This window comes from Streptomyces sp. NPDC055506, from assembly GCF_053643595.1.
In genome coordinates this window covers 31213-43927 of sequence record NZ_JBSHKH010000067.1, presented here as the reverse complement: position 1 = coordinate 43927, position 12715 = coordinate 31213, and the positions used below count along the sequence as shown (strand labels likewise).

11 protein-coding genes are annotated in these 12715 nt (G+C 70.7%); 7 read left to right on the top strand and 4 right to left on the bottom strand.

The genetic code is table 11. The features are described 5' to 3' along the window. The first annotated feature begins 137 nt into the window (after positions 1-137). On the top strand, positions 138-1496 hold the full coding sequence (gene glmM, locus ACWIF2_RS24305; protein WP_454362728.1) for a phosphoglucosamine mutase: 1359 nt from the start codon (positions 138-140) through the stop codon (positions 1494-1496). A gap of 99 nt (positions 1497-1595) precedes the next feature. Here glmM and ACWIF2_RS24300 read toward each other — a convergent pair whose 3' ends face one another. Both ACWIF2_RS24300 and coaA read right to left on the bottom strand, forming a co-directional pair. After that, the gene (locus tag ACWIF2_RS24300) at positions 1596-2534 is read right to left on the bottom strand and encodes a DUF389 domain-containing protein (RefSeq protein ID WP_454362727.1); all 939 of its coding nucleotides are present in this window, start codon (positions 2532-2534) and stop codon (positions 1596-1598) included. Positions 2535-2566: 32 nt separating this feature from the next. Beyond that, entirely contained in the window at positions 2567-3535 is a 969-nt protein-coding gene (gene coaA, locus ACWIF2_RS24295; protein WP_454362730.1) for a type I pantothenate kinase, read from the bottom strand. Positions 3536-3736: 201 nt separating this feature from the next. Between coaA and ACWIF2_RS24290 the strand changes: the two genes are divergently transcribed. The 4 genes from ACWIF2_RS24290 to ACWIF2_RS24275 all read left to right on the top strand — a co-directional run bounded on the left by ACWIF2_RS24290 (position 3737) and on the right by ACWIF2_RS24275 (position 8426). Next, positions 3737-4765 (top strand): ATP-binding cassette domain-containing protein, encoded by a 1029-nt coding sequence (locus ACWIF2_RS24290; RefSeq protein WP_454362726.1) that lies wholly within the window; start codon positions 3737-3739, stop codon positions 4763-4765. Next, positions 4762-5571, top strand: a complete 810-nt coding sequence (locus ACWIF2_RS24285) for an ABC transporter permease (protein WP_454362725.1) — start codon at positions 4762-4764, stop codon at positions 5569-5571. The genes ACWIF2_RS24290 and ACWIF2_RS24285 overlap by 4 nt, the downstream gene beginning before the upstream one ends. 87 nt (positions 5572-5658) lie before the next feature. Next, the gene (gene glmS, locus ACWIF2_RS24280; RefSeq protein WP_454362724.1) at positions 5659-7506 is read left to right on the top strand and encodes a glutamine--fructose-6-phosphate transaminase (isomerizing); all 1848 of its coding nucleotides are present in this window, start codon (positions 5659-5661) and stop codon (positions 7504-7506) included. Between the two features lie 548 nt (positions 7507-8054). Beyond that, positions 8055-8426, top strand: a complete 372-nt coding sequence (locus ACWIF2_RS24275; protein ID WP_382489395.1) for a holo-ACP synthase — start codon at positions 8055-8057, stop codon at positions 8424-8426. Between the two features lie 17 nt (positions 8427-8443). Here ACWIF2_RS24275 and ACWIF2_RS24270 read toward each other — a convergent pair whose 3' ends face one another. Continuing rightward, positions 8444-8716, bottom strand: a complete 273-nt coding sequence (locus ACWIF2_RS24270; RefSeq protein WP_454362723.1) for a hypothetical protein — start codon at positions 8714-8716, stop codon at positions 8444-8446. Between the two features lie 71 nt (positions 8717-8787). Here ACWIF2_RS24270 and ACWIF2_RS24265 point away from each other — a divergent pair, with 71 nt between their 5' ends. Then, a complete protein-coding gene (locus ACWIF2_RS24265) occupies positions 8788-9792 on the top strand; it encodes a BtrH N-terminal domain-containing protein (protein WP_454362722.1) in 1005 nt (334 codons plus the stop codon). 24 nt (positions 9793-9816) lie between these two features. Here ACWIF2_RS24265 and ACWIF2_RS24260 read toward each other — a convergent pair whose 3' ends face one another. Next, the gene (locus tag ACWIF2_RS24260; protein ID WP_454362721.1) at positions 9817-10971 is read right to left on the bottom strand and encodes a hypothetical protein; all 1155 of its coding nucleotides are present in this window, start codon (positions 10969-10971) and stop codon (positions 9817-9819) included. A 207-nt stretch (positions 10972-11178) separates the two neighbouring features. Here ACWIF2_RS24260 and ACWIF2_RS24255 point away from each other — a divergent pair, with 207 nt between their 5' ends. Continuing rightward, a complete protein-coding gene (locus tag ACWIF2_RS24255; RefSeq protein ID WP_454362720.1) occupies positions 11179-12627 on the top strand; it encodes an NAD(P)H-hydrate dehydratase in 1449 nt (482 codons plus the stop codon). Positions 12628-12715: the final 88 nt, after the last annotated feature.

Below are 12715 nucleotides of genomic sequence, written 5' to 3'. Positions count from 1 at the left end.
GAATGGTGCCGCCGGGGCGGTTCGTTTACACAACCCCTACCGCACCCGGACAGTCTCAGGGATGTACGTCAGGGCTTTTCCAGGGAAGCGCTCGGGGATGTGAGCCGCACTCTCACAGCAATACGGAGGACACCACAGTGGGACGACTCTTCGGCACTGACGGCGTGCGCGGTGTCGCCAACGCGGATCTGACCGCGGAGATGGCCCTGGGCCTCTCCGTGGCCGCGGCGCACGTACTGGCCGAGGCGGGCACCTTCGAGGGGCACCGCCCGACCGCGGTCGTCGGGCGCGACCCGCGCGCGTCCGGGGAGTTCCTGGAAGCCGCCGTGGTCGCGGGCCTCGCCAGCGCCGGTGTGGACGTCCTGCGGGTCGGCGTGCTGCCGACCCCGGCGGTGGCGTACCTGACCGGGGAGCTCGGCGCCGACCTCGGTGTGATGCTCTCCGCGAGCCACAACGCCATGCCCGACAACGGCATCAAGTTCTTCGCCCGCGGCGGGCACAAGCTCGCCGACGAGCTGGAGGACCGGATCGAGTCCGTCTACGAGGAGCACCGCACAGGCGCCCCGTGGGAGCGGCCGACCGGGGCCGGGGTGGGCCGCGTCCGGGAGTACGGGGAGGGCTTCGACCGGTACGTCGAGCATCTGCTGGGCGCCCTGCCCAACCGGATCGACGGGCTGAAGGTCGTCCTCGACGAGGCGCACGGCGCCGCCGCCCGGGTCTCGCCCGAGGCGTTCCAGCGGGCCGGTGCCGAGGTCGTCACCATCGGGGCCGAGCCGGATGGGCTCAACATCAACGACGGGTGCGGCTCCACGCACCTGGACAAGATCAAGGCCGCCGTCGTCGAGCACGGGGCGGACCTGGGCATCGCGCACGACGGTGACGCCGACCGGTGCCTCGCCGTCGACCACACCGGTGCGGAGGTGGACGGCGACCAGATCCTGGCCGTGCTCGCGCTGGCGATGCGGGAGCGCTCCGTTCTGCGGTCCGAGACGGTGGTCGCGACGGTGATGTCCAACCTCGGGTTCAAGCTGGCCATGGAGCGTGAGGGCATCCGGCTGGTGCAGACCGCTGTCGGTGACCGGTATGTGCTGGAGGAGATGAAGGAGCACGGGTTCGCCCTCGGGGGCGAGCAGTCCGGGCATGTGATCATCCTCGACCATGCGACGACGGGCGACGGGACGCTGACGGGGCTGCTGCTGGCGGCGCGGGTCGCCGGGAGCGGGCGGTCGTTGCGGGAGCTGGCGTCTGTCATGGAGCGGTTGCCGCAGGTGCTGATCAATGTGCCGGATGTCGACCGGACCCGGGTGGGGTCGTCCGCGGAGTTGTCGGTGGCGGTTGCTGACGCGGAGGCGGAGCTTGGGGCTACGGGGCGGGTTCTGCTTCGGCCGTCCGGGACCGAGCCGTTGGTTCGGGTGATGGTGGAGGCGGCTGATATCGAGCAGGCTCGGGCTGTGGCGGGGCGGCTGGCTGATGCGGTGAAGTCCGCGCTCGGGTAGTTGGCGTTTGCGGTTCGGGGTGGGGGCTGCTCTTGTTCGCGGGCTTTCGGTTCGTTGTGGCTTGTCGCGCAGTTCCCCGCGCCCCTAGGGACGCTGCCCCTACAGGACGTCTACCTGCTTACGTTGTTTGGACCAGAGCCATTTCTGGGTCAGTAGCGTTGCCGTGCCGGCGACGATGATGCCCAAGAGGTTCAGCAGGAGTTGCTGGGTGGAGCCCCAGGTCTGGGTGGTGTCGCCGTAGCTGAGGGCTACCGCCGCGTTCGCCGCGGCCGGGATCGTGGTCACCGAGATGGCTACGCCCACCAGGGCGCCGGACTTCGCCGAGGTCAGGGAGAGGGTGCCGGCGATGCCGGCCAGGACCGCCACGACGAAGGAGAACCAGTCGGGGGCGTAGATGAAGCCGGTGTTCGGGCGGTCGGCCGACAGTTGTTCCTCGCTGAACAGGCCGACCGCTTCCATGAAGAGGCTGAAGGCCACCGTCACCGCCATCGCCACCGCGAAGCCCACCAGCAGCGCGGTCAGCGAGCGCAGGGCCAGGCGCGATCTGCGCCGGACGATCGCCGTGCAGAGGCCGGCGAGCGGGCCGAACTCCGGGCCCACGGCCATCGCGCCCACGATCAGGATCGCGTTGTCCAGGACCACTCCGCAGGCCGCGATCATCGTGGCCAGCGTGATGAAGGCCAGGTAGGTGACCGAGAGCGTCGACTCCTCGTGCGTGGCGTCGCTCAGGTGCTCCCACAGGACCGCGTCCGCGCCCTCGCCCGGAGCGTCGGCCTCGGCCTTCTCGGCCCGCTCCGACAGGGACAGGTCGATCGTCTCGACGGCGATGGAGCCGGTGGTGTCGATGCCCAGTTCCCGCAGGCCGGTGAGGAGTTCGTCGCCCGCCTCGCGGGCCACGTCGCACATGACGACGTCCCCGGCGGGGTTGCGTGCGGTGTCCGGCAGCACCACGAGGTGGGTGGTGCCGACCGTCTTCTCGATCAGCAGCACCACTTCGTCGGTCTTCTCGGACGGTGTGATCAGGCGCAGATGGAGCATGGCGACCATCTAACCGGCCTTTTCCACGGGCGTCACAGCTTGCGCAGGCTGAGCCGCTGCACTTTGTGGTCGGGGCCCTTGCGCACGACGAGGGTGGCCCGGCCCCGGGTGGGGGCGATGTTCTCGACCAGGTTGGGCCGGTTGATCGTGCGCCACATCGTCTGCGCGTAGTCGAGGGCCTCCTCCTCCGAGACCTGGGTGTACTTGCGGAAGTACGAGGACGGGTTCTGGAAGGCGGTCGCGCGCAGCTTGCGGAAGCGGTTGAGGTACCAGCTCTCGACGTCCTCGACGCGGGCGTCGACGTACACGCTGAAGTCGAAGTAGTCGGCGAGACCGACCCGGGTGCGACCGTCCTTGCCGGGCAGGGCGGGCTGGAGGACGTTCAGGCCCTCGACGATCAGGATGTCGGGGCGGCGGACCGTGAGCTTCTGGTCCGGGACGATGTCGTAGATGAGGTGGGAGTAGACCGGGGCCGTGACCTCGTCCTTGCCGGCCTTGATGTCGGCGACGAAGCGGGTCAGGGCGCGGCGGTCGTAGGACTCCGGGAAGCCCTTCCGTGACATCAGGCCGCGGGCCTGGAGCTCCTTGGTGGGCAGCAGGAAGCCGTCGGTGGTGACCAGCTCGACGCGCGGGTGTTCCGGCCAGCGGGAGAGCAGGGCCTGGAGGAGGCGGGCGACCGTGGACTTGCCGACCGCGACCGAGCCGGCGACTCCTATGACGAACGGGGTGCCGGACTGGGAGCCCTGTTCGCCCAGGAAGGTGTTCAGGGCGCCTCTGAGGCCGTCGGTGGCGCCGACGTAGAGGTTGAGGAGTCTGGACAGCGGGAGGTAGATGTCCCGCACCTCGTCGAGGTCGATGACATCGCCGAGACCGCGCAGCTTCTCGACCTCCTCGGCCGTGAGCGGCAGCGGCGTCTTGTCACGCAGCGCGCTCCACTCGGTTCGGGTGAGGTCGACGTAGGGAGTCGCCTCCGGCCGCTGCCGGTGGGCGCTCCGGGGCATCGAGGAGACCGGAGAGATCACAGTCCATTGTTACGGGCGTACGAACGGACGGTGAGGTGGGATCCGTCACGCGGGGTATTCGCCGCTGTTCGCCCTCCTTTGCGCGGAGAAAAACTGACACAGGCGGAATGTCAGTGGCGTGCGTCACAGTTGTGGGAGGAGTGGGCCCGGTCCGGGGTCCGCGAACGCCTGGGGGTACCCATGACGTATGCGATAGAGGCGGAAGGCCTGGTCAAACGGTTCAAGGAGACCGAGGCGCTGGCCGGTGTCGACCTGGCGGCCCGCAAGGGCACGGTGCTCGGGCTGCTGGGGCCCAACGGTGCCGGGAAGACGACCGCGGTGCGGATCTTCGCGACACTGCTGCGCCCGGACGGGGGCAGGGCCCGGGTGGCCGGCCATGACGTGGTCCGGGAGGCCGGGGTGGTCCGCTCCCTGGTCGGGCTGACCGGGCAGTACGCGGCGGTGGACGAGAATCTGACCGGCACGGAGAACCTGCTGCTCATCGGCCGACTGCTGGGTCTGCCGCGGCGGGAGGCGAAGGCGCGGGCGGGTGAGCTGCTGGAGCGGTTCCAGCTGACGCACGCGGCCGGGCGGGCCGCGAAGACCTTCTCGGGTGGCATGCGCCGGCGCCTGGACCTCGCGGCCAGTCTGGTCGGGCGGCCCAGCATCCTCTTCCTGGACGAGCCGACCACGGGGCTCGATCCACACAGCCGGGGTGAGCTGTGGGATCTGCTGCGCGGCCTGGTCGCGGACGGGGCCACCGCGCTGCTGACCACGCAGTATCTGAACGAGGCCGATGTGCTCGCCGACGACATCGTGGTGATCGACAAGGGCCGGGTGATCGCCGAGGGCACCCCGGACCGGCTGAAGGCGCAGGTCGGCGGGCAGGTGCTGGAGCTGCGGCCGATCGTCGGGCAGGACCTCGCGCGGGCGCACGCGCTGGTGGCCGGGGCCGCCGGGCCGCAGGCCCGGATCGAGGGCGAGATGGTCACCGCCCCGGTGAAGGACCCCGAGCTGATGCCGGCCGTGGTGCGCGCGCTGGACCGGGAGGGGATCGCGGTGGGGGAGCTGGCCCTGCGCCGCTCCTCGCTCGACGAGGTCTTCCTCGCCCTGACCGGACACCGCGCCGAGCCGGGCGAACCCGAGGAGGACGGCGGGGCCGCCGTCCATGAGGACGGAGAGACCGCCCGTGACGAAGACGGGCTGGAGAAGGCGGTGAGCCGGTCATGACCGCCACCACACTGACCGCGCCGGTCACCACGTCGGGCCGGGTGCCGCCGCTCGCCGGGATGCGGCAGACCTTCACGATGGCCTGGCGGAGTCTGGTCGCCGTCAAGCACAACCCGCTCGAACTGGTCGACTACAGCATCACGCCGATCATGTTCGTGTTCCTCTTCACCTACGTGCTGGGCGGGCAGATGGCCGGGTCGCCCGAGGCGTATCTGAAGTACGCGCTGCCCGGGATCATCGTGCAGAACACCCTGTTCATGACGATGTACACGGCGATGGCGCTCAACACCGACCTCACCAAGGGCGTCTTCGACCGGCTGCGCAGTCTGCCGATCGCGCGTTCCGCGCCGCTGATCGGGCGGATCACCGCGGACCTCGCCAAGCACGTCTGGGCGCTGGTGCTGATGATCGGCCTCGGTCTGGCGCTCGGCTTCCGGATCACCGGCGGATTCGGCGGGTTCCTGCTCGGGACGCTGCTGGTGGTGGTGTTCGCCGCGGCCGTGTCCTGGAGCGCGGTGCTGATCGGGATGCTGGCGGGCGACGCGGAGAAGGTGCAGGCGTTCGCCTTCACGCTCATCTTCCCGATCACCTTCACCAGCAGCGCGTTCGTCGTCGTCGACACCATGCCCGGCTGGCTGCAGGCGTGGAGCGACGTCAATCCGGTCACGCATCTGTCCGACGCCTTCCGCGGGCTGCTGCTCGGCGGGGCGGTGGCGGAGCCGGTGCTGTGGTCCCTGGTCTGGGCGGCGGGGATCGCCCTCGTGTTCTATCCGCTGGCCATGAGGGCCTATCGGGCGAAGGTCTGATCCGGGCCTTCGTACCCCGGTGGGAATTTCCGAATTCGGGCACGCAACGGCCTGTTCGGCATCGGAATCGACCCTAAGCTGCCGCCCATGTGTGGAATCGTGGGATACGTGGGGCCGCAGTCCGCGCTCGAGGTCGTGATGGCCGGGCTGAAGCGGCTGGAGTACCGGGGGTACGACTCGGCGGGTGTCGCCGTGCTGGCCGATGGCGGGCTGGCGGCGGCGAAGAAGGCCGGGAAGCTCCTCAATCTGGAGAAGGAACTGGACGGCCGGCCGCTGCCGACCGGCACGACGGGCATCGGGCACACCCGGTGGGCCACGCACGGCGGCCCGACGGACTCCAACGCCCACCCGCACCTCGACAACGCGGGCCGGGTCGCCGTCGTGCACAACGGCATCATCGAGAACTTCGCCCTGCTGCGGGCCGAGTTGGAGGAGCGGGGCCACGAACTGGGCTCCGAGACGGACACCGAGGTCGTAGCGCATCTGCTCGCCGAGGAGTTCTCGTCCTGCGCGGATCTCGCCGAGGCGATGCGGCTGGTGTGCCGACGGCTGGAGGGCGCGTTCACGCTGGTCGCGGTGCACGCCGACGAGCCGGACGTGGTCGTGGGCGCACGGCGGAACTCGCCGCTCGTGGTGGGTGTCGGAGAGGGCGAGGCCTTTCTCGCCTCGGACGTCGCCGCGTTCATCGCCCATACGCGGTCGGCGATCGAGCTGGGGCAGGACCAGGTGGTGGAGCTGCGCCGGGACGGAGTGACGGTGACCGGCTTCGACGGCAGCCCGGCCGAGGTCCGGTCGTACCACGTCGACTGGGACGCGTCGGCCGCGGAGAAGGGCGGCTACGACTACTTCATGCTCAAGGAGATCGCCGAGCAGCCCAAGGCGGTCGCCGACACGCTGCTGGGACGGATCGACGGCTCCGGGTCGCTGACCCTGGACGAGGTGCGGATCCCCCAGGGGGTGCTGCGGGAGATCGACAAGGTCGTCATCGTCGCGTGCGGCACGGCCTTCCACGCCGGGATGATCGCCAAGTACGCCATCGAGCACTGGACGCGCATTCCGTGCGAGGTGGAGCTGGCCAGCGAGTTCCGGTACCGGGATCCGATCCTGGACGCGCAGACCCTGGTCATCGCCATCTCGCAGTCCGGCGAGACCATGGACACGCTGATGGCGCTGCGGCACGCCCGTGAGCAGGGCGCCAAGGTCCTGGCCATCTGCAACACCAACGGCTCGACGATCCCGCGCGAGTCCGACGCGGTGCTGTACACGCACGCCGGTCCGGAGGTCGCCGTGGCCTCGACGAAGGCGTTCCTGACACAGCTCGTGGCGTGCTACCTGGTCGCCCTGTACCTGGGGCAGGTGCGGGGCACCAAGTGGGGCGACGAGATCCGGGCGGTGATCCGGGACCTGTCCTCGATCGCCGGCGCGGTGGAGAAGGTCCTCGGGACGATGGAGCCGGTTCGGGAGCTCGCGCGCACGCTCGCCTCGAAGAACACGGTGCTGTTCCTCGGGCGGCACGTGGGGTATCCGGTGGCGCTGGAGGGCGCGCTGAAGCTCAAGGAACTGGCGTACATGCACGCCGAGGGGTTCGCGGCGGGGGAGCTGAAGCACGGTCCGATCGCCCTGATCGAGGAGGACCTGCCCGTGGTCGTCGTTGTGCCGTCGCCGCGGGGGCGGTCCGTGCTGTACGACAAGATCGTGTCCAACATCCAGGAGATCCGGGCGCGAGGGGCTCGGACGATCGTCATCGCGGAGGAGGGGGACGAGGCCGTGGTGCCGTATGCGGATCACCTGATCCGGATCCCGGTCACCCCGACGCTGCTTCAGCCGATGGTGGCGACCGTGCCGCTGCAGGTGTTCGCCTGCGAGCTGGCGACGGCCCGGGGCAACGACGTGGACCAGCCCCGGAACCTGGCGAAATCGGTGACGGTGGAGTGAGGACGGCGCGGTGAGGAGAGGGGCGAACGGCTGAGTGCCGTTCGCCCCTTCACCGGCCGGTCAGTGGTCAGCCGGTCAGGAGTGGCCCCACCTGTACTTCAGCGTGTAGTCGGCGCCGTTGGTGAACTTCAGCGTGCCGCTGCCGCTGCTCACGGTGTGTGTGCCGATGACGTCGTCGGGGTCGGGACCGTCCTGCTCGATGAGCTTGATGGTCGCCTTGTCGGTGTGGACGTACCGGTGGATGGAGACCTTGTCGCCCTAGATCCACTTGCCGGAGGCGGCAGAGGTGCTACGAAGTCGGCCCAACTCGCCGTGCTGTGGCGGAGTTCGGGTCGTGTGGTCGCACGTCCCTGATCCGGAACCGGACCGTACCAGACTTGCCGTGCCCTCGACCTTCATTTCTGCGAACGAAAATGAAGGATGGGTCATGTGTGTGGTCTGCGGTGATGCGGTGGAGATTTGCGAGCCGAAATGCCGTGTGCCGCCGCATGGAATCGCCGGGAGCGGACCGGCCGAAGTGGGCGGGCGCTGACCGTAGGGTGCTCGGCATGAGCATCATCGGTGTGGGGATCGACGTGGCGGAGATCGACCGGTTCGCGGCGTCGCTGGAGCGGACGCCCGCGATGGCCGGGCGGCTGTTCGTGGAGGGGGAGTTGCTGCTGCCCAGTGGGGAACGGCGTGGGGTCGCCTCGCTGGCCGCGCGGTTCGCCGCCAAGGAGGCGTTGGCCAAGGCGCTCGGGGCTCCGGCCGGGCTGCTCTGGACCGACGCGGAGGTCTATGTGGAGGACAGTGGGCGGCCCCGCCTCCGGGTGAGCGGGAGCGTGGCCGCGCGGGCCGCCGAACTCGGGGTGCGGTCCTGGCATGTGTCGCTCAGTCACGACGCGGGGGTGGCCTCGGCGGTGGTGATCGCGGAGGGGTGACCCGAGGGCGGGAACGGTCAGGACATGGCCCACACAAGCGTGACCGTGCCGATGAAGCCCGCCGCGCCCAGCGCCGTGCCCGCCGCCGCGGTCCACAGGCGGCCCGTGCCCTTGCGGGCGTAGTGCATGCCCATCGCGCCGAAGGTGACAGCCAGCGCCCCGGCCAGCATCGACCAGGGAATCAGGAAGGCCCACGCGCCCACGGCTGAGAAGGTGCCGAGGACGAGTGCCGTGGGGCCGAGGGCGGTGGCGGGTGAGTCGGTCGCCGTGGAGGCGGTGGATCCGGCCATGGTCTGGCCTCCCCTTTTTGAACGAGTTCAAATCGTACGTCGATCATAGCGAACTTCCAGGAGGGCACGGCATGTCCACGGTGAAAGGCGTCGACACCCGCGGCGGACAGCACTGCGAGACCACAGCTCTCGGAGTGCTGCTGCGGCACCAGGGACTCGATCTCTCCGAGCCCATGCTCTTCGGTCTCGGCGCAGGTCTGTCCTTCGTCTACTGGGACAGCAAGAACATGGACTTCCCGTTCCTCGGCGGGCGGGTCAAGCCCTTCGAGCTCACCAGGAACCTGGCCGACAGGCTCGATCTGGAGCTCGTGGTGCGGGAGACCGGGTCCGCCCGCAAGGGGTGGGAGAACGTGGCGGCGGCCATCGACACCGGGCGTCCCGTCGGGCTGCAACTCGACAGCTACCACCTGGACTACTTCACCTCGAAGGTGCACTTCGGCGGCCATGTCGTCGCCCTGTACGGCTACGACGAGCGGGATGCCCACCTGGTGGACACCGTGCAGCAGGGCGGCGCCGTGTCCACCGGTCTCGATGGTCTCGCCCGGGCCAGGGCCGCACGCGGGCCGATGACCGCCCGGCACCGGTCCTTCACCCTCACCGTTCCCAAGAAGCCGCCTGTTCTGCGGGACCGGATCGTCCCCGCCATCCGTGCCTGCGCGGACGCCTTCCTCGCCCCGCCCATCGCCAACCTCGGCCACCGGGGCATCGAGAAGGCCGGGAAGCTCGTACCCACCTGGCTCGGACGCACCGACGAACCGCGGCGCGACCTGCCGCAGGCCGCCCTCCTGATGGAACGGGCCGGCACCGGCGGAGCCCTGTTCCGCAACCTCTACCGCGACTTCCTGGCCGAGTGCGCCGAGTTGCTCGACAGTGGCCCTCTGTGGACCGGGCACCGGCTCTACGCCGAGGCGGCCGGCCTGTGGTCCGATGTCGCCGCTCTGATCAGCGAAGCCGGCGAGTCGGGCGATGAGGAGTGCCTCGTCCGGGCGGGCGGCATCCTCTTCGGCATCGCGCGCGTCGAACGCGATGCCATGCGGGCGCTGAGCCGCCTGAGTGACGAAGCCCCCGCCGGGTGAGGGCGAGGGCTCAGCCGGCGGGCTTCAGCAGATCGACTGGCTGGTGTTCACCCGTGTGATGTTGCGGAACGTCGTGTTCTCGCCGCACGGGCTTTCCCTGATGGCCGAGTTGGTGACCGTCAGGTTCTGGACGGTGATGTCCTTGTTGTTCGGGAACTCCGAGCGGGCGGCCAGGCGCAGTTCGCCGCCGCCCGTGATCGTGCCGCTCTGGGCCGCCAGATTGACGTTGTAGCAGTTCTCGATCAGGACCGAGTTGTTGCCGGTGCCGGAGAGCGTCACCTTGTTGATCGTCGCCCCGCCGCTCTCCGAGACGCAGAACACGCCACGTCCGCCGCCGCGTGCGATGACCTCGCCGACGCGGATGTTGGTCGGGTAGCCGCTGCCGACCCGGCCGTTGCGGTTGGCCATGCGGAAGGCGGCGTAGCCGGTGCCGGTGCCGGCGTTCTCCGCGTCGACCTTGGTGACGTTGGCGTTGATGGTCTGGTTGAGCAGCAGGCCGGACTCTCCCACGTTGCGGGCGGTGACCGTGCCGATGGTGAGGCCGTCGACGCCGTAGGTCTCGACGGCGTGGCTGGACGCGCCGGAGACGTAGACGTTGTCGATGCGGACGTTGCGCGTCCACTGGCTGGTGTCGCCGCGGTTGTCGATACGGACGCCCAGGCCGCGGGAGAGACGCATGTCGATCTGGCCGAGCACCGCGTTCTGGACGTTGCGCAGGAAGATGCCGTAGAGCGGGGCGCCGGTGAGCTTGAGGTTCTGCACCTCGATGTCGCGGGTGCCGCGGGAGTAGACCGGTGCCTGGTCGCCCGAGCCGCTGCCGGTGACGTCGATGGTGCCGCAGACGTCGAGGACGGTGTAGCTCGGGAGGGAAATGCGCGAGCCCGCCGATATCGAACCCGAGCCGCGGACCACGACCCGCTCCTTGGAAGTGCGGCCCGCGGTGAGGCTGTTGACGGCCGCCTGGACCGCCGCGCGCATGTCGGTGCCGGTGTAGACCGTGCTGCTGCCGCGCCGGGCGGTCCAGTTGCCGCCGTTCTGCACGGCCTCGGCCTGGTAGGAGCCGTCTCCGCAGGCCAGTGCTCGCGTGGGGGCGGCCGTGGCGGGGGCGGTCAGGGTGCCGGCCGCAGTGAGGAGGGCGGTGGCGCCGGCGGCGGCCAGGAAGGCGGATCTGCGTCCCATGGGGGCCTCGGTTTCGTCGGACGTGGGGGGTGTGCAAGCGCTTTCTGCGCGGCACGGCCGGTGAGTCTGGCAAAGGGGCGGCAAAGCGTCAATGGGTGTGACGTGGCGGGGAGTTGGACGGTGCGGAGGCGCGCGGGTGGCGACACGGTTCGTGGTCGCGCGACTTGTGCGGGAGTGGCCGGGCGGTCGTACGGGAAACTCGACCGCATGCGGAGTGCGTACAGCGTGGAGACGGTCAGGACCGCCGAACGGGAGCTGATGGCGCGGCTGCCGGAGGGGGCGCTGATGCAACGCGCCGCCGCCGGGCTCGCCGCCGCCTGCGCCGATCTGCTCGGGCGGGTGTACGGCAGCCGGGTCGTGCTGCTGGTCGGGAGCGGTGACAACGGCGGTGACGCGCTGTTCGCCGGGGCCCGGCTGGCCCGGCGCGGCGCCGGGGTCACCGCCGTGCTGCTCGCGCCGGAGCGAGCGCACGCGGCGGGGCTCGCGGCGTTGCGGCGGGCCGGTGGGCGGGTCGTGGAAGCCGGTGGGGCCGTGGGCGGCGCTTCCGTCGAGGAGTTGATCGAGCGGGCGGATCTGGTCCTCGACGGCATCGTCGGGATCGGCGGGAAGGGCGGGCTGCGGCCGGACGCCGTGCCGCTGGCCGCCGCCGCCGGGCGGGCGCGGGGCGCCGTGGTCGCCGTCGATCTGCCGAGCGGGGTCGATGTCGACACCGGGCAGGTGCGCGGCGTCGCGGTCCGGGCCGATCTGACGGTGACGTTCGGGACGCACAAGCCGGGCCTGCTGATCGATCCGGCGCGGGAGTACGCCGGTTCGGTGCGGCTGGTCGACATCGGCCTCGAGCTGCCGGTCGAGCCGGAGCTGGAGGCGTTGCAGCACGCGGACGTGGCGCGGCTGCTGCCGGTGCCCCGGGCCGAGAGCGACAAGTACCGGAGGGGTGTCGTCGGGATCGCCGCCGGGTCCGCGCGCTACCCGGGCGCCGCCGTACTCGCCGTCTCGGGAGCGCTGCGCGGCGGGGCCGGTGCGGTGCGCTACGTCGGGCCGGCCGGGGACGCCGTCATCGCGCGGTTTCCCGAGACGCTCGTGTCGGACCAGGGGCCGAAGCACGCCGGGCGGGTGCAGGCGTGGGTCGTGGGGCCGGGGGCCGGGGACGACGCGGCGACGGTGGGGGAGGTGCTGGCGGCGGACGTGCCGGTGCTGATCGACGCGGACGGGCTGCGACTGGCCGACGCGACGGCCGTACGAGCGCGGCGGGCGCCGACGCTGATGACGCCGCATGCGGGGGAGGCCGCGGCGCTGCTCGGCGTGGAGCGGGGTGAGGTCGAGGGGGCCCGGCTGGCGGCGGTGCGGGAGCTGGCGGGGCGGTACGGGGCGACCGTGCTGCTGAAGGGGTCCACGACGCTGGTCGCCGACTCGGGGGGCGGGGCGGTGCGGGTGAATCCGACGGGGACGTCCTGGCTGGCCACGGCGGGGAGCGGGGACGTGTTGTCGGGGCTGGCGGGGTCGTTGCTGGCGGCGGGGCTCTGTGCGGTGGACGCGGGGAGTGTCGGGGCGTATGTGCATGGGCTCGCCGGGAGGCTGGCGGCGGATGGGGCGCCGGTGGGGGCGCATGATGTGGCGGACGCGGTTCCGGTGGCGTGGCGGAATGTCATCGGCTGAGGGAGTGGTCTGTGTGCGGGCGGGTGAGGGCTGCTGTGGTGGTGGGTCGCCCCCTCCGCCCCTTCCCGTCCCGTATCTGGGGGCTGCC

Excerpts from the sequence above, each read along its gene's own strand:
- ACWIF2_RS24270 (WP_454362723.1), bottom strand. The coding sequence starts at position 8,716 with ATGGCCGGATCCACCGCCTCCACGGCGACCGACTCACCCGCCACCGCC.
- ACWIF2_RS24260 (WP_454362721.1), bottom strand. The coding sequence starts at position 10,971 with ATGGGACGCAGATCCGCCTTCCTGGCCGCCGCCGGCGCCACCGCCCTC.
- ACWIF2_RS24290 (WP_454362726.1), top strand. The coding sequence starts at position 3,737 with ATGACGTATGCGATAGAGGCGGAAGGCCTGGTCAAACGGTTCAAGGAG.
- ACWIF2_RS24275 (WP_382489395.1), top strand. The coding sequence starts at position 8,055 with ATGAGCATCATCGGTGTGGGGATCGACGTGGCGGAGATCGACCGGTTC.
- ACWIF2_RS24265 (WP_454362722.1), top strand. The coding sequence starts at position 8,788 with ATGTCCACGGTGAAAGGCGTCGACACCCGCGGCGGACAGCACTGCGAG.
- ACWIF2_RS24285 (WP_454362725.1), top strand. The coding sequence starts at position 4,762 with ATGACCGCCACCACACTGACCGCGCCGGTCACCACGTCGGGCCGGGTG.
- glmS (WP_454362724.1), top strand. The coding sequence starts at position 5,659 with ATGTGTGGAATCGTGGGATACGTGGGGCCGCAGTCCGCGCTCGAGGTC.
- coaA (WP_454362730.1), bottom strand. The coding sequence starts at position 3,535 with ATGCCCCGGAGCGCCCACCGGCAGCGGCCGGAGGCGACTCCCTACGTC.
- ACWIF2_RS24300 (WP_454362727.1), bottom strand. The coding sequence starts at position 2,534 with ATGCTCCATCTGCGCCTGATCACACCGTCCGAGAAGACCGACGAAGTG.
- ACWIF2_RS24255 (WP_454362720.1), top strand. The coding sequence starts at position 11,179 with ATGCGGAGTGCGTACAGCGTGGAGACGGTCAGGACCGCCGAACGGGAG.